At 63.0% G+C, this 19,872-nt stretch carries 23 protein-coding genes; 11 read left to right on the top strand and 12 right to left on the bottom strand.

The genetic code is table 11. The annotated features are described in order from the left end of the window. Window positions 1–91: 91 nt before the first annotated feature. From flhB to flgB, 6 genes are all read right to left on the bottom strand, one after another. Window positions 92–1,174, bottom strand: a complete 1,083-nt coding sequence (gene flhB, locus BUA69_RS08985) for a flagellar biosynthesis protein FlhB (protein ID WP_046134837.1) — start codon at window positions 1,172–1,174, stop codon at window positions 92–94. A gap of 3 nt (window positions 1,175–1,177) precedes the next feature. After that, a complete protein-coding gene (fliR, locus tag BUA69_RS08980; protein WP_046134838.1) occupies window positions 1,178–1,945 on the bottom strand; it encodes a flagellar biosynthetic protein FliR in 768 nt (255 codons plus the stop codon). Continuing rightward, on the bottom strand, window positions 1,945–2,211 hold the full coding sequence (gene fliQ, locus BUA69_RS08975) for a flagellar biosynthesis protein FliQ (protein WP_046134839.1): 267 nt from the start codon (window positions 2,209–2,211) through the stop codon (window positions 1,945–1,947). The genes fliR and fliQ overlap by 1 nt, the downstream gene beginning before the upstream one ends. 104 nt (window positions 2,212–2,315) lie before the next feature. Continuing rightward, window positions 2,316–2,642 (bottom strand): flagellar hook-basal body complex protein FliE, encoded by a 327-nt coding sequence (gene fliE / locus BUA69_RS08970; protein WP_046134840.1) that lies wholly within the window; start codon window positions 2,640–2,642, stop codon window positions 2,316–2,318. An 18-nt stretch (window positions 2,643–2,660) separates the two neighbouring features. After that, window positions 2,661–3,071: a flagellar basal body rod protein FlgC gene (flgC, locus tag BUA69_RS08965; RefSeq protein ID WP_046135013.1), complete on the bottom strand. Its 411-nt coding sequence runs from the start codon at window positions 3,069–3,071 to the stop codon at window positions 2,661–2,663. A gap of 14 nt (window positions 3,072–3,085) precedes the next feature. After that, window positions 3,086–3,493 carry a flagellar basal body rod protein FlgB gene (gene flgB / locus BUA69_RS08960; RefSeq protein WP_046134841.1) on the bottom strand — a complete coding sequence of 136 codons (408 nt, stop codon included), beginning with the start codon at window positions 3,491–3,493 and terminating at the stop codon, window positions 3,086–3,088. 182 nt (window positions 3,494–3,675) lie between these two features. Here flgB and BUA69_RS08955 point away from each other — a divergent pair, with 182 nt between their 5' ends. Together BUA69_RS08955 and fliP are read left to right on the top strand one after the other, a co-directional pair. Then, window positions 3,676–4,293 carry a FliO/MopB family protein gene (locus BUA69_RS08955; protein WP_052950480.1) on the top strand — a complete coding sequence of 206 codons (618 nt, stop codon included), beginning with the start codon at window positions 3,676–3,678 and terminating at the stop codon, window positions 4,291–4,293. Window positions 4,294–4,351: 58 nt separating this feature from the next. Then, window positions 4,352–5,041: a flagellar type III secretion system pore protein FliP gene (gene fliP / locus BUA69_RS08950; RefSeq protein ID WP_046134842.1), complete on the top strand. Its 690-nt coding sequence runs from the start codon at window positions 4,352–4,354 to the stop codon at window positions 5,039–5,041. 33 nt (window positions 5,042–5,074) lie between these two features. Here the strand turns inward: fliP and BUA69_RS08945 are convergent, their stop codons facing one another. The 5 genes from BUA69_RS08945 to BUA69_RS08925 form a co-directional block, all read right to left on the bottom strand. Then, window positions 5,075–8,440, bottom strand: coding sequence for a tetratricopeptide repeat protein (locus BUA69_RS08945; protein ID WP_143154476.1), 3,366 nt, complete (start codon window positions 8,438–8,440; stop codon window positions 5,075–5,077). 158 nt (window positions 8,441–8,598) lie between these two features. After that, window positions 8,599–9,657 (bottom strand): MotE family protein, encoded by a 1,059-nt coding sequence (locus BUA69_RS08940; protein ID WP_052950481.1) that lies wholly within the window; start codon window positions 9,655–9,657, stop codon window positions 8,599–8,601. Continuing rightward, the gene (locus BUA69_RS08935) at window positions 9,654–10,088 is read right to left on the bottom strand and encodes a DUF6468 domain-containing protein (RefSeq protein WP_046134844.1); all 435 of its coding nucleotides are present in this window, start codon (window positions 10,086–10,088) and stop codon (window positions 9,654–9,656) included. Before BUA69_RS08935 ends, BUA69_RS08940 begins: the two co-directional genes overlap by 4 nt. Beyond that, window positions 10,088–11,266, bottom strand: coding sequence for a flagellar motor switch protein FliM (gene fliM / locus BUA69_RS08930; RefSeq protein ID WP_046134845.1), 1,179 nt, complete (start codon window positions 11,264–11,266; stop codon window positions 10,088–10,090). Before fliM ends, BUA69_RS08935 begins: the two co-directional genes overlap by 1 nt. Next, entirely contained in the window at window positions 11,267–11,746 is a 480-nt protein-coding gene (locus BUA69_RS08925) for a flagellar basal body-associated FliL family protein (protein ID WP_046134846.1), read from the bottom strand. A gap of 289 nt (window positions 11,747–12,035) precedes the next feature. On the opposite strand from BUA69_RS08925, the gene flgF reads away from it, so the two are divergent. The 5 genes from flgF (at window position 12,036) to BUA69_RS20945 (ending at window position 15,650) form a co-directional block, all read left to right on the top strand. Continuing rightward, window positions 12,036–12,773, top strand: a complete 738-nt coding sequence (gene flgF, locus BUA69_RS08920) for a flagellar basal-body rod protein FlgF (RefSeq protein WP_046135016.1) — start codon at window positions 12,036–12,038, stop codon at window positions 12,771–12,773. A gap of 19 nt (window positions 12,774–12,792) precedes the next feature. After that, window positions 12,793–13,578: a flagellar basal-body rod protein FlgG gene (flgG, locus tag BUA69_RS08915; RefSeq protein WP_046134847.1), complete on the top strand. Its 786-nt coding sequence runs from the start codon at window positions 12,793–12,795 to the stop codon at window positions 13,576–13,578. Between the two features lie 14 nt (window positions 13,579–13,592). Next, window positions 13,593–14,537: a flagellar basal body P-ring formation chaperone FlgA gene (gene flgA, locus BUA69_RS08910; RefSeq protein WP_046134848.1), complete on the top strand. Its 945-nt coding sequence runs from the start codon at window positions 13,593–13,595 to the stop codon at window positions 14,535–14,537. A 22-nt stretch (window positions 14,538–14,559) separates the two neighbouring features. Continuing rightward, complete coding sequence (gene flgH / locus BUA69_RS08905; protein ID WP_046134849.1) at window positions 14,560–15,297, top strand: flagellar basal body L-ring protein FlgH; 738 nt, start codon at window positions 14,560–14,562, stop codon at window positions 15,295–15,297. A gap of 194 nt (window positions 15,298–15,491) precedes the next feature. Continuing rightward, window positions 15,492–15,650 carry a glycine zipper domain-containing protein gene (locus BUA69_RS20945; RefSeq protein WP_169749452.1) on the top strand — a complete coding sequence of 53 codons (159 nt, stop codon included), beginning with the start codon at window positions 15,492–15,494 and terminating at the stop codon, window positions 15,648–15,650. Window positions 15,651–15,663: 13 nt separating this feature from the next. Here the strand turns inward: BUA69_RS20945 and BUA69_RS08900 are convergent, their stop codons facing one another. Next, window positions 15,664–16,194: a MarR family winged helix-turn-helix transcriptional regulator gene (locus BUA69_RS08900; protein WP_052950482.1), complete on the bottom strand. Its 531-nt coding sequence runs from the start codon at window positions 16,192–16,194 to the stop codon at window positions 15,664–15,666. 183 nt (window positions 16,195–16,377) lie between these two features. On the opposite strand from BUA69_RS08900, the gene BUA69_RS08895 reads away from it, so the two are divergent. The 4 genes from BUA69_RS08895 to BUA69_RS08880 all read left to right on the top strand — a co-directional run bounded on the left by BUA69_RS08895 (window position 16,378) and on the right by BUA69_RS08880 (window position 19,719). Continuing rightward, entirely contained in the window at window positions 16,378–17,865 is a 1,488-nt protein-coding gene (locus tag BUA69_RS08895) for a carboxypeptidase M32 (protein ID WP_046134850.1), read from the top strand. A 340-nt stretch (window positions 17,866–18,205) separates the two neighbouring features. Continuing rightward, the gene (locus tag BUA69_RS08890) at window positions 18,206–18,640 is read left to right on the top strand and encodes a curlin (RefSeq protein ID WP_046134851.1); all 435 of its coding nucleotides are present in this window, start codon (window positions 18,206–18,208) and stop codon (window positions 18,638–18,640) included. A 74-nt stretch (window positions 18,641–18,714) separates the two neighbouring features. Continuing rightward, on the top strand, window positions 18,715–19,104 hold the full coding sequence (gene csgH, locus BUA69_RS08885) for a curli-like amyloid fiber formation chaperone CsgH (protein WP_052950483.1): 390 nt from the start codon (window positions 18,715–18,717) through the stop codon (window positions 19,102–19,104). A gap of 195 nt (window positions 19,105–19,299) precedes the next feature. Then, window positions 19,300–19,719, top strand: a complete 420-nt coding sequence (locus BUA69_RS08880; protein ID WP_046134852.1) for a hypothetical protein — start codon at window positions 19,300–19,302, stop codon at window positions 19,717–19,719. Window positions 19,720–19,872: the final 153 nt, after the last annotated feature.

The raw sequence follows: 19,872 nt of genomic DNA, 5'->3' as shown, positions 1-19,872 counted from the left end.
AGGTCTAGCAAATGGCCCGCCCGCATGGGAGGGCAGACCGGGTTATCAACATCGAAGCGGCCCAATGTGCGGCTTTCCGGCAATCTATCTGTCACTTTGCCTGCCAACCACCCTTATCCTTGAGGCGCATCACGAAGCCGATGACTTCGGCCACCGCCTTGAAGTGCTCATTGGGAATGGTGTCTTCAAGCTGAACACTGGCGAACAACGCGCGGGCGAGCGGCGGGTTCTCGACAATGGGCACATTGTTTTCGGTGGCGAGGGCGCGAATGCGCAACGCAACCGCGTCGGCCCCCTTGGCCACGCAGACCGGCGCGCCCATCGAGCGATCATATTTGAGCGCCACGGCATAGTGGGTCGGGTTGGTGATCACCACGGTCGCATCCGGCACGGCCGCCATCATGCGTGAGCGGGCCCGGTCATGCCGCAGCTGCCGGATGCGCCCCTTGACCTGCGGATCGCCTTCCATCTGCTTGTATTCGTCGCGGGTTTCCTGGACCGTCATCATCTGCTTTTTCCACCATTTCTGGCGCACATACATGAAGTCGGCGCCGGCAATGACGGTGACGACCGCCAGCGTGGCGGCGAAAATCTTGATCCCGATCTCGTGGAAGTCGGCCAGGATGATCAGCGGATCGGCGGTCATCATGGTGTCGAGGCGATCACGCTCCGGCCACACCACATAGAACAGCACCGCCCCCACAATGCCGATCTTGACCAGGCCCTTGACGAAATTGACCAGCGCCTCGCTGGAAAACAACCGCTTGAACCCGGCCAGCGGCGAGACCTTGGAGAATTTTGGCGTAATCGGTTCCACCGACAGCAGCGGTGGATGCTGGACGAGGTTAGCGGCAATGGCGAAGAACGATAGCAGGGCGAGCGGCGCCAGCACCGTTCCGAGCAGTGACAACGCCAGGCCATTGAAGAAATTGCCAAACGCCGCGCCGCCGACTTCAAACTGATCGGCATTGCCCATCAGCACCTTGAGCGAGGCGGTCAGATTGGCGCCCGTCGCCGGGGCCATGCCAGCAAAGATGATCGCCGACCCCAGCAGCATGAACCAGGTCGTCACTTCCTGGCTCTTGGCAACGTCGCCCTTCTCACGGGCGTCCTGCATCTTCTTTTGGGAGGGGTCTTCGGTTTTACTGGATTGCTCGGGTGCTTCATCTGACATGGCCTAGCCTCGCCACATCGCAAGATGGTTCTCGAACGAGGTGATGTACCAGCCCATCATCATGGTCAGCAGCATCGCGAACAGCACCAGCCCGACAATGATATTGGCCGGCATCAACACGAAATAGACCTGCAATTGCGGCATCAGCCGCGCCAGGATCCCTGCCCCAAGGTTGAACACCAGCCCGAAGACGATGAACGGCGCCGACATCTGCACGCCGATGATGAAGGCGCTGGAGACAGTGCGGATCGCCAGCTGCGCCGCATCGTCGAACATCAGGGGATCGGTGGGACGGAACACCATGTAGCTGTCAAAAGTGGCGGCAAGCGCAACGTGATGCAGGTCCGTGGCGAAGATCAGCGTGACCCCGAGGAAGGACAGGAAGCTGCCGAACACCGCCCCCTGCACCCCCGCCTGGGTCGGATCCGCGGCCATGGCGCCGCTGAGGCCGGTCTGAAACGCGACGATGGCGCCGGCCACCTGCGTGGCCATCACCGTGATGCGGGCAATGGCGCCCAGGATCAGCCCGATGGCCAGTTCATGAAACAGCAGGCCAACGATCCCCGACATTTCCACCGGCATCGATGGCAGCGAGTCCGCCAGCAGTGGATAGACCACCAGGGTAAATGCCAGCGCAAAGCTCAGGCGCATGCGCGCCGGGATCATCTGTTCGCCCAAAGCCGGCATCAGCATCAGGATCGCGCCGATCCGCGCGAACAGCAGAATATAAAGGAAGGCCGTGTTGGGCAGCCAATCCAGCGAAAGGGTCATCAACCGCCCACGATGATCATATCGATCACCCGGTCCATATAGGCGGCCATGGTTGCACCCAGAAATGGCAGGGTGAGGAGCATGGTCACGAAAATGGCGATGATCTTGGGGACGAAGACCAGGGTCATTTCCTGGATCTGGGTCAGCGCCTGGAACAGCGCGATCACCACGCCCACGACAAGCCCGACCATCATCATGGGCAGCGATACGATGATCAGTGTCCAGATGCCGTCGGTGGCGATGTCGAGAACTTCTGCGCCGCTCATTGCTGCTTTCCTGGCAGTTGCCGGGCTACGAATCGTCGCCTGCACCGCCCCAATCTACTCCCATGGACGCGGCACCGCGAGAGCATCGCCCTGCGGCGGGAAGATCAGATCGGCATCCGCATGATTTCTTCATAGGCCGAGATCACCCGGTCACGGATCGTCACCATGCTCTCGATGGCGATTTCGGTTTCCGAAATGGCGGTGACCATGTCGACGACATTGGCCTTGCCGCTGACCATGTCCATGGCCATCTGGTCGGAGGCCTTGCCGCTATCGACGACGCCCTGCAGGCTCTGTGCGAGGAAGGCCGAAAAGTCCCCGCCTCCGGCGGTGGCCGTCAGGTCTGCAGCTGGCTTGGCGGCGGCCTGGGTGATGAGCCGCGCGGCATTGCCATAGGCAGCGGTAGCGGCATTGAATGGGGTCGATACCATTTAGGGTTTCTCTTTCGTTCAGCCGCGCAGGATATCGAGGGTCCGGCCCAGCATCTGCCGGGTGACGGTGACGACATTCAGATTGGCTTCGTAGGTGCGCTGCGCCTCGCGCATGTCCATCGACTCGATCAGCGGATCCACATTGGGATACTGCACATAGCCCTCGCCATTGGCGGCGGGGTGACCGGGTTCGTAGCGGGATTTGAAATCGCTCATGTCGTAGGCCAGCTTGCCCACCTCGACGACCTTGCCGCCAATTTCGGCATCGAAGCTTGCCTGGAAAGTCGGCACCCGACGCCGGTACGGCTCGTCGCCCGGCGCCTTGCCGGCCGAGCTGGAATTGGCGAGGTTTTCCGCAATGATGCGCATCCGCGCGGTCTGCGCATGCAGGCCGGTTGCGGCGATCCGGAGCGAGGAATTGAAGTCCACCATCTAGGATTCTCCTAGGCCTGCCGGCCAAGTGCGGTACGTAGGATCTTGATCGACTTCTGGTAGAGAGACGTCGCCGCCTGATAATCCATCAGGTTGGTGGTGACCTTCATCATCTCGTCTTCCAGCGTCACGCCATTGCCTTCCGGCGTCAGCTCGAAATTGGCCATGCGTTGCGCCCCGAAGGCACCGCCCTCGGCGCCGCCCACCGAAAAGTGCATCTTCTGGGTGGCCGACGTCGTCACGCTGGCCGACGAAAAACCGTTCATCTGCTCGGCAAAGTCGAACTGCTTGAGGTCACGGCCGCGGTATCCGGGCGTTTCCGCATTGGCAACGTTTTCGGCAAGCAGCCCTTGACGGGTCTGATGCCAGCGCATCTTGTCGGTGAGCGCGGTAAAGACCGGCATATCCATGAGGCCCATCGGCCGATTTCCCCCGCCAGACTCGATTGCGTGATAGGCAAGTTTTGCCGGGCGATGGTTAACCAAGTGTTAACTGCGCAGGCCAGAAAGCCCTTGAGCCTCGCAATTTGCATATTTGCAGGGTCTAATCGGCAAAATCTGCCGCACCGACTCGGGTGGCAAACGACTTTAGGAGACGACGCGTGCAATTCCTCACCAGCCTCTTCGGTGGTTCAGGCAATACTGTGCTGACAGCTTTTTTCGCGCTCGGCATCGTGCTGGTGCTGATCGTGCTGGCAGTCTGGCTGCTCAAGCTGGTATTCGCTGCTTCGGGCAATGTCGCGCGCGGCCGCCAGCGTCGTCTCTCGGTCGTCGACACGCTGTCGCTCGATCCGCGCCGCCAGTTGATCATTGTCCGGCGCGATAATGTCGAGCACCTGATCCTCACCGGCGGCGCCCAGGACCTGGTTGTGGAAACCGGCATTCCCGTTGTCGAAACCCCGGTCGCCCAGCAGGTTCGCCGGCCCCTGCCCGGCGCGGCGCGCGTCGCCCCCCGTCCACCGATGAAACCGCGCGCCGAACCCGCGCCCGAGCCCCTGCCAGCCGCCACCATCGAGCCACTGCGGCAACCGAGTTCGCTGCGCCATACCGGTCTGATGCGCCCCGTTGATCGTTCAGAGGCGGGAAACCCCGATAAATCGGATCACCCGGCCCACGACTCAGCTAAAGAGGTCTCTGCCCGCCAGGAGGGCAGAACCACGGAGTTGGGCGATCAATTCGGCGACACCCATCGCGACGACCGCAAAGCCGACGGCCGCTAGGGGACTGCGCCGCCGCGCGCCCTGGCTCGGACTTGCACTTGTCGTAACCCTCGCCCTGATGCCCAGCCTGGCGTTCGGGCAGGACCTCTCCATCGATTTCGGCGACGAGACCTCGCTGACCGAGCGGGCGATCCAGCTCATCGGGCTGATCACGCTGCTGTCGCTGGCCCCGTCGATCCTGGTGATGGTCACCAGCTTCACGCGCATCGTTGTCGTGCTGTCGCTGCTGCGTACCGCCATCGGCCTGCAGACGGCACCGCCCAATTCGGTGATGGTGTCACTGGCGCTGTTCCTGACCATCTTCGTCATGACCCCGACGCTCGAGGCCACTTATAATCAGGGTATTGCACCACTGATGGCCGGGCAGATAGAGGCGACAGAAGCCTTCCAGCTGGGCAGTCAGCCCATCCATGAATTCATGCGTGCCAATGTGCGCGAGAAGGACCTGGAGCTCTTCTATGACCTCACCAATGCGGAACCGCCAGCCGAGCCCGAAGAGATTTCGCTGCAATTGCTGATCCCGGCCTTCATGATCTCGGAACTGCGACGCGCCTTCGAGATTGGCTTTCTGCTCTTCCTGCCCTTTGTGGTGATCGACATGGTCGTGGCGTCGGTGCTGATGTCGATGGGCATGATGATGCTGCCCCCGATTGTCATCTCGCTGCCGTTCAAGCTGATCTTCTTCGTGCTGGTCGACGGCTGGTATCTGGTCGCCGGATCTCTGGTGCGAAGTTTCGTCAGCGGATAGTCGACCGGAGGCACGGTCGCCACCGGCCCTGGGCTAGTTGAGGCTGGCGACGGTCTGATCGCCCTTGCTGGCGGTGAGCGGGGCCAGTGCCCCGCCCGATCCATAGGTTTCACGATAGGATGCCAGGAAGGCATTCAGGCTATCGAGGCCCGAGACTTCACGCGCCACTCTCTTGAACTCCAGGCTTGTGGTCTCGATATCGCCGGTTACGAAATCGAACATCGGCCATTCCGGCGTGGTGACCATGCGATCGCCGAACTTGGTGCGCAGCCGCGACAGCCCGAACCGGTCATTGCTCAGCACATACCCCACGGCCGCCTTGATGATGCTCATGCGCGCGGGCTGGCCCAATGTGGTGGTGACGCCACTCTGGGCGTACATGGCTTCGAGCATTTCGCTGGCCTGCGAATAGCGCTTCCCCCGCCAATGCGCATCGATGCGCAACAGGTCGGCATCGCGTCCGCTCATGGTGCGCAGCAAGTCCAGGCCCAACTGGTCGCGGCCACCATCGATCAGCGCCCGCGCCTCCAGGATACGCCGCTGCCGCACCAGGCCCGCCGGCAGGTCCGGCAACTGGGTCTGGTTGAGCACCCGCAGCGCATCCTGCGGCCTCCGGTCGGCCAGATAGATTATCGCCAGATCAGCGGCAATCTGGGTTCGGGCCACGCCGCGCAGCCGGTTTTGCAGCTGATAGTCGAGCAACTCCGCAGCCTGGGCCAGCAGGTCGACCTTGACCAGTCGCCGCGCCAGATTGCGGATCATTTCATCGCCGCGCACACCTGAAGGGGTCAGGTGACGGAAGTCATAATAGATGCCGAGCGCATCCACCGGCCCCAGCGCATCGGCACGGCCATCGAGGAAGAGTTCGGCAAACACCTTCTGCGCCTCATCGCGCAGCGCGTTGATGGACGCGCTTTCGGGATAGTTCGCCACCGCCTGTTTGACCGTTTCAAAGGCCGGGCGGTATGCGCCATCACGGAAATACAGTTCGGCCAGCATCTTCTGCATGTCGGCCTCCAGGGCGTCGCCGCGCCAGAGCATCGCCTCGGCCGCCAGGGTTTCGGTTGCCTTTGACAGGTTGAGCTTGCCTTCGCCATCCAGGATCGACAGCGTGCGATAGATCGCCTCCGCCCGTGTCGGGCGGATATCGGCGGATATCACCTGGCCATAGGTATCGATGGCTTCGTTCATCCGCCCCTGCGCTTCATCGGCGCGGCCCGCGAGCAGATGATAGAGGCTGGCCTCTTCGGCATTGAGATTGGCGAAATCCATCTCCCCCAGCAGGTGCTCGGCCATGCGCGCATCGCCGCTTTCGACAGCCCCACGGGTCGCGGCCAAGGCAAAGCGGTTGCGCACCCAGAGCGGATAATTGCCGGTAACTGACTGCGATTCCAGCGCGTCCAGTCGTGCGCCCTTGAAATCATGGGCATCGGCGCGCGCGATCGTCCGCCACATCAGCGCGTCGGTGTCCTGCGCCATCGACGACGCATTGAGGATCTTGAGCGCGTCATTGGGCCGATTGGCCACGGTATTGGCGATGGCCAGCGACATGCGCACCTTGCGCGTCAGGTCCGTTGCCTCAAGATCGCCCTCCAGCACCCGCAACAGACCGATTGCCTCATGGGCGAAGCGATTGGCCAGCAGGTATTGCGCCAGTTCGAGCCGCGCCACGTCCTGCCCGCGGCCCTCGGAGCTGGCAGCATTGGCGAACAATTGTGCGCGGCGCTTGTTGAACGCGCCGGTATCAACCTCTTCCAGGCGCCTCAGGTCGACATAGCTGGCGCGCGCGGTGTCCGAGAGGCTGGCACCGACCGCGCGCGGCTGGTCGAGCGCCGAAACCGTCAGCCCCCCATTGGTGGAAATGACCGCCAGCTGATTCTCGATCGCCACGTTGAGATTGAGATTTTTGGGCTTGAGCACCATGCCATGCACGGTGCGCAGTGCTGCGAAATCCACATAGTCCAGATTGCGCGTCAGCCCGCGCGCCGGCGGGTAGGCCGTGACCACCTGCAGCACATCGCCCACCACCGGATCGCGGAATTCATGTACCCGGCCCGGCCGCACCACATCGGCCGTCATTTCGAACAGGCCTTCGATATTGCGCCGCCGATTGAGCTGAATCGGTTCGGTCGGCGTCAGCATGATGTCGCCCAGCGACAGCACCCAGGCCATGCCCTCCGAACCCAGTGTCGCCAGCCGTTCCTGGCTGAGCTCGAGCCGCACCACCTGGGTATCACCAGCAGCAACTACGGCAAAATCACTGACCAGCGCATCGAGCGCTTCTGATTCTGCCGGACGCGCGATTCCCGTCATGGTGTCGAACATCATCCAGACGGTATCGCCGCGCCGGAATACCGCCGCCGGCGTATCCTGGGCAAAGGGGAACACCACCCGTACCGTCGACCCCAATACGCTGATGAACGGCGTCACGCTTCCAGCGACTGTAGCGGGATAGAGCGCATCGACCCCACCCCGTTGCGCAATAGCAGTCTCTGCGCCAGCCTCCGGCACGGCAGCGCTGGCCTGGGCATCGACCTCGGCAGCCAGATCCGCAGTCGTCAGCGGCGGCAGGCTCGCGCCTCCCAGGTCAATGTCGAGAATGACCTGCCTGGGCGAATTCTGATAAAACCGCGGCTGCACGCCCTCGGCCAGTTCCAGATAGACCATATTGCCATCGGCGGTGATCTCGCTCGTCACCGAGACGATTTCGGGCGGCAGGTTGACCTCAAGGGCCGTGAGATCGATCGCGACCGGCCACTCGAACGCCAGGAGTCCCTCCAGCTTGTCCTGAGCGAACTCGGCCTTGGTGTCGATGGTCCAATCGAACTGCAGGCGCAGGAATGTCGGATTGCGCCCGATCCGCACGCTGGCTGCCGGCTGCAATTCCAGCGCCGCGGCGGCCTTGCGATCCTGCTCGGCCTTGATCGAGGCGAGACGCGCCCGTTCGGCCAAATCATCGATAACGTCCTGCGGCAGCGCCGGCGGCATGCCCTGCCAGCTCGACGGCAGCAGATCGATGAACAGCTTCTCGCCGGCTTCGATACGATTGAAATTGAATGCCGCGCGCAGGCCCAGCCGCAGGCCACGGCGGTCCGGATCGACGCGGGCGACCGAAACATAGTCCGGCAGCGTCAGGCTCACATCCGGCAGCATGATATCGGCGGGGTCGGTGAATTCGATGGAGAGCACGCCGTTTTCCAGCCGCATCGAATAGGGCGGCAGGCTATCGCGTGAGGGAAAACTGAGGATCAGGCGGGCATAGCCCTCTTCCTGAGTCACGAAAAGCTGTCCCTTGTCCTGCGCCATGGCTGGCGTGACAAAGCCCAGCGCCACCAGAGCGGCACAGATCAATAAGGCTGCTGTGGCTTTCTGCCAGCCTGCCCAGAACGTCGTCTTCACCGGCTTCTGCCCGCCCAACGCACACTCAGCGTTTCCGACCGAAGCAATCCACTTCGGCTGCTCGAAAACGCGGTTACAAACACTTTTCGTGCCTGAACCTAGCGCGTTGGGTTTAACGTGGCCTTACGTTCACGGATGCAAAGTGTCGCAAGCCTGCTCTACTGGCCGACAATCTGCGGCAAGGCTGCCAGATCGTTCGGCGTCATCTGGTCGGTTGGCTGATCGGCCAGTGCCGCCATGCGCACCGTCAATTCCTGCGCGCGCGACGAGGTCATCTCTGCCAGGATCGGCGCCATCTTGCGCGGGCTCATGGTCTTGGCGACGCGCAGCAGCACTTCCATGTCGAGTTCGTTGAAGATATTGGCCGCGTCCTTGGGCTTCATCGTCTCATACATGGCCACAATGCCGGCAAACTGGCCTGTCTCCATTGCCTGGCGCTGATCGACCAGCGAGGCGATCTGGGCTTCCATGGCGGCCATGGTGGCAGCACGCTCTTCGATGCGCTTTTCCGCAGCGTCGACCAGCGAGGCCCGCAGGCTCAGTTCTTCTTCAAAGCTCTCCAGTTCGGTGCGGCGCGCCGCCAGCCGCTCCAGCAGCGCCCGCTCGCTCAGCGAGCCGCCCTCCGGGCTCAACGGCACGATACGGCCATTGGAATCGACCTGCATCGGCGCACCTTCGGCCAACGGGTCGCATTCGTCCCATTCCAGCTGCGCAGCCAGGTCCGCACCGTCGATCACAGTGCCAGGCGGCGCCGTCGCTGCCTCGGCCTGGGCATCGGCCAGCGCGGGCAGAACGCCACACTTGTCGCGACCGCGATTGGCGGCAACCGCCTGATTGCTGGGTTTCGGCTCCGGTGCGCCATGATCGGCCGCCGCAGCCTCGCCCTCGGCCGGGTCACCATGGCCGCCAGCAGCGGCCGGTGCAGCTTCCCCATGCCCTGCCGCGGCGGCAGGTGCAGCGCCCTGCCCCAGGGTTGGGCTCTCATCGGCCAGGGTCGGGCTTTCGTCGATCATTGTCGGCTCGGGCGGCAGCGTCATGTCCATCCCGACCGGCGCTTCGGCACCACCGGCGGCTGGCGCTCCGCCGCCACCGGCGGCCTGTGCTGTCGCTACCCCACTCAGCACATAGCCGCCACTGGTGACCAGACCCACGGTCTTGAGCACCAGCAGGGCGGACACAGCCATGACAACGACGGGCAGGAGCCGGACGGACTTCACGCCGCATTCCCCCGGGCGCGCGCCCGATCGGTCAATTGCTGCAGGGCAGACTGCACCTTGTTTGGCTCTTCAACCGGTGCCGGCGCCATTGCCTGGCTATGACGCGCCACGCTGGTGATCTTGGCGATACGCTCCATCAGCATGGTGCCGGCCGTCACATGGTTAGCCAGCTCGATGCCAAAGCGCTCGGCCTCCTCCAGCCTTGCAGTCAGCGACAGGTCGGCTTCCACCGCAGTCGTCTTCAATTCCTTGATCGCCGTATTGGCAAGATTGGTGGCCCCGATCAGGTCGGTCACCATCTGTCGCAGCGCATCGCGGTCAGCGTGCAGCCGCTTCAGCCGCTCATTGAGCACGACACAATAGCCGATGGTCAGCGCCAACAGGATCGCAACCGCGATCTCCACAAACAGGCCCAGAGGCAAACCGAACATCATCGTCCTTCCATTTTGTCGTCGATCGCCTCGAATGCCGCCATGGTCACCTTGGGCGGATTGAGGGGCCTGGTCACCTGGACCGATACGTGATTGCCGATATGGCCCATCAGGGCCTCGGTAAGATCGACATCGCCGCAGCGCAGCCGCACCGGATCGGTGGGCGCGCGCTCGAACATTACCGTGTCGCCGGGCGCCAGACTCAGTACGCGTGACAGCGGCAGGTCCTGCTCATGCAGCACCGCCTCGACCTCGACATCGGCCGAATAGATCTCGGTGGCCAGATGGCCTTCCCAGATCGGGTCGCGGCCGAACTTTTCGCCCATGAACATCTGCAGCAGCTGTTCGCGGATCGGCTCGATCGTGGCATAGGGCAAGAGGATTTCGATCTTGCCGCCACGGTCGTCCATTTCGATGCGCAGTTCGATCAGGATAGCCGCATTGGCGGGACGCGAGATTGCCGCGAAGCGCGGATTGGTCTCCATGCGCTCCAGCTTGAAATTGACCTGCGTTACGGGCTCGAAGGCGCGATGCGTATCGGCCAGGATCAGCTCGATCATCTGGCGGGCCAGCGCCATCTCGATGGTGGTATAAGGCCGCCCTTCGACACGAATATTGCCGCCAATGCGACGGCCGCCCAGCAGGACGTCGATCATCGAATAGATCAGGCTGGAATCGACGGTCAGCAGTCCGTAATTCTCCCACTCCTCGGCCTTGATGACCGAGAGAATAGCCGGCAGCGGGATCGAGTTCAGATAATCGCCGAACCGCACGGACGAAATCGAGTCCATGGTGACTTCGACATTGTCCGAGGTAAAATTGCGCAGCGATGTCGTCGCCAGCCGCACCAGGCGGTCGAAGACGATTTCCAGCATTGGCAGGCGTTCATAGCTCACCAGCGCCGAATTGATCAGCGCCTGAACGCCGGTCAGCTCGACACTGCTCGCCGCATTGGCGTCGAAGCCAAGCAGACTGTCGATTTCGTCCTGGTTGAGCACACGGTCGGGCGAGCTGCCATCGGCATTACTCTCGCCCTCGAGCATTGCCGCCCACTCGGCGGCAGCCTCGGCGGCCTTGTCTTCCTCGGACATCTCAACGTCGCCGACGGTCGGCGTATTGGGAAGGTCGTTCAACCCCCACTCGGCGGCGAGCTTGTCCTGATCGGTCGGATCGGCCATTTACTGCACCAGAATTTCTTTGAACAGAATGCTCTCGACCCGTGCGGGATAGATGGCGACATTGACCCGCCGCAGCAATTCTTCCTTGAGCCGATAGATGCCGGCCGAACCCTCGAGGTCACTCTTGCGCAGCTCGCGCAGGTAGACCTGGAACGCATCCACCACCTTGGCCATGCGTGGCTGAATCTCGGCCATCATTTCCTGGTTGGCGACTTCCAGCGCCACGACCAGCTTCATGAAGGCTTCGCCCTCGCCCTCATTATTGAGGTTCACGGTCATTGGCGGCAGGTTGAAGATAAAGGTGGCCGGCGCATGCGCCGCAGCAGCGTGTTCGGCCTCGGCCGAACTGCCCGAAGACAGAAAGAGATAAAGCCCGGCGCCGCCCAGCAGCACGACAATCGCGGCGGCGGCAATAATGATCAGCTTGCGCTTCCCCTTGGGGGGCGCGGCGGCATTGTCGACTTCTGCTTCAGCGGCCATGCCAAACCTGCGCAAACGGTGAGAAAACCGGACGATTCCGGCAGCCCCTCCAGCTAAGCGCTCGATGGTTAACGAAAGGTTACCAGGACCCCTCATGCGGCAGTTTTTGCCGGGTAAGTTTTGCCGCCCATCTCGGCAAGATCCAACCATGCCCATCACGAAGAAGATGCCATGCATCTGATTTTATTAAACTTTCAGGTCTGGCATGGTTTCTGCAAGGTAAATGGCGAGCCGGCCAGCTTGGGGAAGTTGGGCGGTTCGGGGATTAAGACTTCGGGGATCGAGCATGATCGAAAATGCGCAACTGATCAGCCTCAGCCGGCAGATCGCGCTGCAGCGTCAGATGGATGTGGTGGCCAACAACATGGCCAACATCAACACCACCGGCTTCAAGGCCGAAGAGATGCTGTTTGAAGAATTCATCATGCCGGTCGCCCGCGACCGCGCCTTTCCCAGCGCCGACCAGCCCCTGTCCTATGTGCAGGACTGGGCCACCATGCACGATCTGTCAGCCGGCGCCACCGTCCAGACCGGCAATGAGCTCGACGCCGCGCTCAGCGGCAAGGGCTTCTTTGCCGTGCAGACTGCAGGTGGCGAACGCTGGACCCGTTCCGGCGCCTTCCAGATCGACAATACCGGCACCCTGGTCGACCTGAGCGGCAACGCCATTCTTGGCGAAGGCGGCCCGATCCAGTTCGGTCCCGAAGAAACCGGCATCACCATTGCCGACGATGGCAGCATTTCCACCAGCGAAGGCCCCAAGGGCAAGCTGCGCATTGTCGAGTTCGCCAATGCCCAGGAATTGCAGCGCGACGGCGCCAACCTGTTCTCGGGTGGCACGCCCGCCCCCGCCACCGAGACCCGCGTCATGCAGGGCTTCGTCGAACGCTCCAACGTTTCGGGTGTCTCTGAGATGGCCGAAATGATCCGCGTCACCCGCGCCTATGAGTCCACGGCCTCGATGACCCAGCGGCAGGATGAACTCCGCCGCACCGCCATCCAGCGCCTTGGCGACGCGAACGCCTGATCGAGAAGGATAAGCCGCCATGAAAGCGCTATACATCGCATCGACCGGCATGAGTGCCCAGGAACGCAACGTCGAAGTCATTTCGAACAACATCGCCAACATGCGCACCACTGGCTACAAGCGCCAGCGTGCCGAGTTCCAGGACCTGCTCTACCAGCAATATACCCGTGCCGGCGCACAGACCTCCGACCAGGGCACCATGATCCCGGCTGGCCTGGAAATCGGTTCGGGCGTGCGCACCGTCGCCACCCCGCGCATCATGAGCCAGGGCAGCGTCAACCCGACCGAGAAGGAACTCGACGTCGCCATCCGCGGCGAAGGCTTCTTCATGATCGGCCTGCCCGATGGCCGCACCGCCTATACCCGCGACGGCTCGTTCGAGCGCGACGGCGACGGCACCCTGGTCAATTCCAGCGGCTACGCGCTGCAGCCCGGCATCAACATTCCGGCCAATGCCAAGTCAGTTGCGATTTCGCCAACCGGCATGGTCGAAGCCTTTGTCGGCAATGACGTCAACCCGACCCAGCTCGGCCAGCTCCAGATCGCCCGCTTCGTCAACAAGGCCGGCCTCGAGTCAATCGGCGACAACCTGTTCAGCGAAACCGGCGCGAGCGGCAATGCCCAGATCGGCGTCCCCGGCGCCGACGGCAATGGCGATCTGCTGCAGACCTATCTCGAAATGGCCAACGTCAATTCCGTCACTGAAATCGCCGACCTCATCGCCGCTCAGCGCGCTTACGAGATGAACGCCCGCGTCATCTCCGGCGCTGACGAGATGATGAAATCCACCAGCCAGCTGCGTTGATAGGAGACCACTGAATGACCCTCCGCCCCCTCATCGCCATTCTCGCCACCGCCCTGCTGGCCGGAACCGCCTTTGCCGCCCCGGTGCTCAAGGCCGATGTGTCGATCGCTGCCGGCGTCGTCACCGTCGGCGACATGTTCGATGACGCCGGCACGCTGGCCGAACAGCCCCTGTTCCGGGCGCCCCTGCCCGGCACCACCGGCATCGTGCCGCTGACCGCCATCACCGCCGCCGCCGCCCGTATCGGCCTTGATGACTTCGACACCCTCGGCCTCGACAGCGTCCGCGTCATCCGCGAAGCGGCCATTGTCGACGAGACCGTATTGTCCCGCCTGATCGCTGCCGATCTCGGCGCGCGGGGGATCATCACCACGGGCATGAGCGTCCAGACCATCTTCGCCAACGTGATCAACCCGATCACTGCCGAAGCCGTCGCCGAGCCGGCAAAGCTGTTGAGCCTGCGCTACCTGCCCGGCAATGGCGCTTTCAGCGCCCGTTTCGCCATCTCCGGCATCGCCAAGCCACTCGATCTGACCGGCACGCTCGACCTGATGCTGGAAGCCCCGCACCTGGCCGCCAACCTGCCCGCCGGCACCATCCTGTCGGCCAGCGATGTCGTCATGCGCCAGGTGCCGCTGAAATACGCCGAAACCGCTGGCTTCGCCGCCCCCAACGATCTCATCGGCAAGCAGCTGCAGCGCCAGAGCCGCGAAGGCATGCTGCTCAGGCCCGCCGATGTCGCCGAGCCGCAGCTGATCTCGCGCAATGACCTCGTCACCATCTATTTTCGCCAGGGCCCGATGACCCTGACCGTCAAGGGCCAGGCCCTGGGCGGCGCCGCCATCGGCGGTCCGGTTCAGGTCCTCAACCTCATGTCCAAGCGCGTCATCAGCGCCACTGTCCTCGCCGCAGGCGCCGTCGAAGTGAGCAACACCCCGCTCACCCTCGCCGGCCTGTGATCCGCATTCAGGAGCCCATCAAATGAACCTCTTCAAGCTCGCCACCCTCCTGACTGTTACCGCCGCCCTCGCCGGTTGCAACACCATGGATCGTCTGGCCGATGTCGGGAATGCGCCCCGTCTGACCGCAATCGAAGACCCCACCACCGTTGCTGGCTACCAGCCGGTGCGCATGCCGATGCCCGAAGCGATCGCTGACACCTACCAGCCCAATTCGCTGTACCGCACCTCGGCCAAGGGCTTCTTCAAGGATGAGCGCGCCCACCGCATCGGCGACATTCTGACAGTCATGGTCACCATCGATGACCGCGCCCAGATCGCCAATACCAGCCAGCGCGGCCGCAGCTCGACCAATACCGCCGGCATGGGCGGCATCTTCGGCGCCGCCGTCACCAATCTATCGGGTGGCTCGATCAACCCAGGCTCCGCCATCGACTTCAACTCCGGCATCAAGGATACCGGCAACGGCTCGGTCAACCGCTCGGAAAGCCTGGAAACCTCGGTCGCTGCCGTGGTCACCCAGGTGCTGCCGAACGGCAATCTGGTCATCGAGGGCCGCCAGGAAGTGCGCGTCAATTTCGAAGTCCGCGACCTGATCGTGGCCGGCATCGTGCGCCCCTCCGATATCCAGGCCAACAACACCATCCCCTCGTCCAAGATCGCCGAAGCCCGTATCGCCTATGGCGGCCGCGGTCAGATCACCGATGTGCAACAGCCGCGCTATGGCCAGCAGGTGCTCGACGCCATCCTGCCCTTCTAGGGCATCCAGCTTCCTCGCCGCACAATCCCCCATTGGTGCGGCGAGGCTTTCCCGGCAGGCTCCAGAAGGACCGGCCCGGCCGGATCCAGAACAGAGACGGTCATCAGAGGCGTAGCTCCCCGGCTGCGCCTCTTCCCCTTTTCAGCGCCCCAGCAACTTCCTATGATCCCCACACCTTGGGAGGGGGCGCGCAGATGAGCATTTCGGTGGGTATCGCCATTGGCGTCGCCATTGGCGCAGGCATTGGCCTGGTCATGGGCAATCTGACCGTGGGCATCGCTTTGGGCATTGCTCTCGGCATCGCCATCACGCTGGGCTTCGGCTACCGCAAGCGCAACAGCACCAGGGACTAGCTGGGGCCGGGAACTAGCTGGCGTCCGGCTCGTCTTGCGCCTGTTGTCGCAGCATGCGTTCGGCATTCGCCCGCATCTGGCGCATCCCTGTCAGCATAACCTGCTCCGCGTCGGGCGAAACGTCCTTGAGGAGCTTGCAGAACAGCGCCGTGCCCTCATCCTGCATCACTGAAAATACCGGCACGACCGGCGGGCTGAGATAGACCCGGCGCAGGCGACTGTCGGTGGCGTCGGCGCGTCGCTCGATCCAGCCCTTGGCCTCCAGCCGCTCCAGCAGCGTACCGGCAGAGGCCCGGCCCATCTGCATGATGGTCGCCAGTTCGGTCTGCGTCACGCCTTCGCGCTTGTAGATATGCATTAGCGCCCACCATTGGGCATGGGTGAGATTGTGCCGGATCATGACCTGATCGAACCCGGTACTGATCATCCGCGACAGCTCATGCATCAGATAGAGCAGTTCGCTATGCTCCATGCGTCCCGGATTTGCTCGTTCGCGTTCCCGCAGGACCGCCGTGCCGCCGATAACCCGCTTGCGCTCGCCCACCCTCGCCTCGCACCAGTTTCCTCCGGCCCTGTCATGCAACAAAACGCATCCGGGCGGAAGCGGGATTTCTCTCCAACTCCTGCGCAGCACCCTGCGCCATGCAGGCGGCACGGGACGCAGCCATCTTCCCTCTTTTCACCCGCGACCAGCTGTGGAACATCTCGGACAACCGCAGGAGTCCAAATGTCTTTCGCCAAACTTGATGATCTCGGCCGCAAGCTCGAAGCGCTGGAGCATGCCTTGTCCATTCTCGGTGCCGACGAGGCCACACATATGGCCGTCGGCGGCGGCGAGAAGCGCGCCGAAGCCATGTCGAACCTCGCCGGCATGTATCACGCCCAGGCCACCGCTCCCGAAATCGCCGACTGGATCGAGGCCGCAAAGCCCGAGAACGAGGACCAGCAACGCGCGCTCGCCGAGTTCAAGCGCCAATATATCAATGCCACGTGCCTGCCGACCGAGTTTGTCGAGCGCCGCACCGCCGCCACCATGCGCTCCGAGCAGCTGTGGCGCGAACTGCGCGCCAAAGGCGATTGGGACAGCTTCCTTCCCGCGCTGGAAGGCGTTGTCACCCTGGTGCGGGAAGAAGCGCAGTTGCGCGCCGATGCGCTCAAGCTGGCACCCTATGACGCGCTGATGGACCAGTATGATCCCGGCAACCGCACAGCCGAGCTCGATGGAGTGTTCGCCGACCTCAAGAGCTTCCTCAAAGGCTTTGTGCCAGAGGCGCTGGAAGCTCAGGCAGAGCGCCTGAGCAAGCGCCCGATCAAGCCGCTCAATGGCCCCTACCCGATTGAAAAGCAACGTGAACTTGGCCTCGCCGCCATGCGCGCCGTCGGCTTCGATTTCACCCATGGCTCGCTGGCCGTGTCGCATCACCCGTTCTGCGGCGGCGTGCCCACCGATGTGCGGATGACGACCCGCTACCGCACCGATGAGTTCCTGTCCTCGCTGATGGGCGTGCTGCACGAGACCGGGCATGCGCTTTATGAGCAGGGTCTGCCCAAGGCATGGTCGCATTGGCCGCTGGGCAAGGCGCGCGGCATGGGCATCCATGAGAGCCAGAGCCTGTTCGTGGAAATGCAGCTGGCACGCAGCCCCGAATTCTGGGAATTCGCCCTGCCGCTGGTGCACCTGCATCTGGGCGAAGACGCGATTCCGGGCTGGGATATCGAGGACGTACTGGCGCAGGTCAATTTCGTCGAGCGCGGCTATATCCGGGTCGATGCCGACGAGGTCACCTACCCGCTCCACGTGATCCTCCGCTATGAACTGGAGCAGGAGCTGGTCAATGGCAAGCTCGAAGCCAGCCAGATCCCCGAGGCCTGGGACGCCAAGATGACCGAATATCTCGGCATTTCGACCATCAACGATCCCAAGGATGGCCCGATGCAGGACGTGCACTGGCCCGGCGGCGCTTTTGGCTATTTCCCCAGTTATACCCTGGGCGCCATGATCGCCGCCCAGCAATGGGCCGCTCTGGAAAAGGCGCAGCCGAACGTTCGCGGCGCTATCGCCAAGGGGGATTTCTCCGGCATCAACCAATGGCGCAGCGACAATATCTGGAGCCAGGCCAGCCGCTTCTCCACCCCCGACCTGATCACCCGCGCCACCGGCGAACCGCTCAACGCCGACTTCTTCAAGGCGCACCTGAAGCAGCGTTATCTGTAGGTAAGGCGGGCGACTCCGGGGCGTCTGTGGTCGCAGATCCTTTCGTCCCCAATCCCTCCCCCATCGTCACCACCCGGCTTGTCCGGGTGGTCCACCTTCCGCCGCGCCGAAGATGGATTGCCCGGACAAGCCGGGCAATGACGGACTCAGGAGGTGATGCCGAGCTCCCACCCTCAAACGCGGTCCCCGACGCCTCCACAACGCCACATCAACGACCACGCCAATACGATGAACGCATTCTGAACTGCGGCTTCAGCCCCGGTTCGGGCACCTGAGTCTACTCCTCATGTCATCGGCAAGAAGCGCTCGGAGGGAGCGCAGCCAAACAGGAGAGAGATCAATGACCCGCAAGCTCATCATCACCAGTGCCGTCGCCGCCATCATCGCCATCACCGCCGCTCCGGCCATGGCCAATGACGTGTTCCTCAACCAGTGGGGCTGGGCCAATTCGGCCGGCGGCGCCCAGTTCGGCAATGGCAATGTCATCGGCGTCGACCAGAACGGCGCCTTCAACGAAGCTGTCGGCCAGCAGTTCGGCGACGGCAATGTCGGCGCCATCGGCCAGCAGGGCGTCAACAACTATGCCGACACCTGGCAGAACGGCGATTTCAATGCCGCCGGCGTTGGCCAGTTCGGCGCCAATCACAATGCCATCCTGACCCAGGACGGCAGCGGCAATATCGCGGCAGGCGTGCAGGTCGGCAATGGCTGCAATGCCAATGTCAATCAGGCAGGCGCCGGCAATGTCGCCGCCTTCGTCCAGGCCTGCCCCTGATCCCCAATGTGAGCCGCAACCGGCCGGAGGGCAGCCCCTTCCGGCCTGCCTCACTCAATTCAGGAGATGATCAGATGACCAAGACAAACCGCTTTGTTATGCCCGCGCTGCTCGGCCTCGCTCTGGTCGGCATCGCTGCCACCACCGGCTTTGCCGGCACCAATAATGCCGGCCCCGTGCAATGCGGCATCGCCGAAAAGACCGAAAGCGGCATGCTCTCGATCGAGGGCAAGATGCTGTCCAGCGTGCCGGTCGACGGGTCCTATCAATTCCGCGTTCAGGCCAGGGGCCCCGGCGGCAGTTCGCAGGTCAGTCAGGGCGGTGCCTTCACCGCCGCCGCCAATGATCCGGTCGTGCTCGGCAAGATGACGCTCAATAGCGGCGCCAATTACGATGCCGAACTCGCCATAACGGCCAATGGTGTCGCGGTAACCTGCGACATGGATATCAACGACCTGCGCTGACATGAAAACATCAACGGCCTGAGGGGGTTCCGGGAGACTGGAGCCCCTTTTCCATGCCCGGCGCACGGCGGAAAAATCGTGAATGGAAAGTGAATGCACCGCTCCGGATGGGTTCAGTCCAGCCCCGCCATATTGGGGTCATCGGCTGGAACACAACCAGCGCACCGCAACGCCAAACCAATCAGGAGAGACGCCATGACCACCAAGATCGTAAAGACCGCCCTTGCCAGCCTGCTTGCCGTGACCATGGGCGCCATTGCCCTCACAGCCCCCGCCTATGCCGGCGGCCAGGTCTCGCTGAGCTACACCCCCACCGATCCCGACGAAGCCCAGGCCTTGGGCACCGGACTGCAGCTGTTCTCGCTGTTCCAGGGCATGTCCGCCAACGGCGGCAATATCAGCCAGAACGGCTTCGGCAATGCCGCCGGCATCGGCCAGAACGGCTCGGGCAATCACGGCCTGATCATGCAGGAGGGCAATGGCCACGAAGGCAGCATCCAGCAGAACGGCAACAACAACAATTGTGGCCTGTTCCAGTTTGGCCAGAACACCAACGCCCAATGCGACCAGAACGGCAATGGCCAGTCGAGCGTCACCACGGTGTTTGGATTTTAGGTTTTTTGACTGGGGCAGCGGTGTCTCGGGCGACCACCGCTACCAACGACACCTCGCCCATCGACCGCACTACGCCAGCCGGCATGCTGGGCCTCAGAGCCGAGCCCAAGCCTCCCACCCACCGCGTCACCACCCGGCTTGTCCGGGTGGTCC

It is taken from the genome of Devosia limi DSM 17137 (assembly GCF_900128975.1).
GTDB classification, from domain to species: domain Bacteria; phylum Pseudomonadota; class Alphaproteobacteria; order Rhizobiales; family Devosiaceae; genus Devosia; species Devosia limi.
Note: the sequence above shows the minus strand (reverse complement) of the source record. Positions and strands in the feature narration are given on the sequence as shown.

Bases quoted from the DNA above. Each gene is read 5' to 3' on its own strand.
- flhB (WP_046134837.1), bottom strand. From the start codon at position 1,174: ATGTCAGATGAAGCACCCGAGCAATCCAGTAAAACCGAAGACCCCTCC.
- fliR (WP_046134838.1), bottom strand. From the start codon at position 1,945: ATGACCCTTTCGCTGGATTGGCTGCCCAACACGGCCTTCCTTTATATT.
- fliQ (WP_046134839.1), bottom strand. From the start codon at position 2,211: ATGAGCGGCGCAGAAGTTCTCGACATCGCCACCGACGGCATCTGGACA.
- fliE (WP_046134840.1), bottom strand. From the start codon at position 2,642: ATGGTATCGACCCCATTCAATGCCGCTACCGCTGCCTATGGCAATGCC.
- flgB (WP_046134841.1), bottom strand. From the start codon at position 3,493: ATGGGCCTCATGGATATGCCGGTCTTTACCGCGCTCACCGACAAGATG.
- fliP (WP_046134842.1), top strand. From the start codon at position 4,352: ATGCCCAGCCTGGCGTTCGGGCAGGACCTCTCCATCGATTTCGGCGAC.
- BUA69_RS08935 (WP_046134844.1), bottom strand. From the start codon at position 10,088: ATGTTCGGTTTGCCTCTGGGCCTGTTTGTGGAGATCGCGGTTGCGATC.
- fliM (WP_046134845.1), bottom strand. From the start codon at position 11,266: ATGGCCGATCCGACCGATCAGGACAAGCTCGCCGCCGAGTGGGGGTTG.
- BUA69_RS08925 (WP_046134846.1), bottom strand. From the start codon at position 11,746: ATGGCCGCTGAAGCAGAAGTCGACAATGCCGCCGCGCCCCCCAAGGGG.
- flgG (WP_046134847.1), top strand. From the start codon at position 12,793: ATGAAAGCGCTATACATCGCATCGACCGGCATGAGTGCCCAGGAACGC.
- flgA (WP_046134848.1), top strand. From the start codon at position 13,593: ATGACCCTCCGCCCCCTCATCGCCATTCTCGCCACCGCCCTGCTGGCC.
- flgH (WP_046134849.1), top strand. From the start codon at position 14,560: ATGAACCTCTTCAAGCTCGCCACCCTCCTGACTGTTACCGCCGCCCTC.
- BUA69_RS20945 (WP_169749452.1), top strand. From the start codon at position 15,492: ATGAGCATTTCGGTGGGTATCGCCATTGGCGTCGCCATTGGCGCAGGC.
- BUA69_RS08895 (WP_046134850.1), top strand. From the start codon at position 16,378: ATGTCTTTCGCCAAACTTGATGATCTCGGCCGCAAGCTCGAAGCGCTG.
- BUA69_RS08890 (WP_046134851.1), top strand. From the start codon at position 18,206: ATGACCCGCAAGCTCATCATCACCAGTGCCGTCGCCGCCATCATCGCC.
- csgH (WP_052950483.1), top strand. From the start codon at position 18,715: ATGACCAAGACAAACCGCTTTGTTATGCCCGCGCTGCTCGGCCTCGCT.
- BUA69_RS08880 (WP_046134852.1), top strand. From the start codon at position 19,300: ATGACCACCAAGATCGTAAAGACCGCCCTTGCCAGCCTGCTTGCCGTG.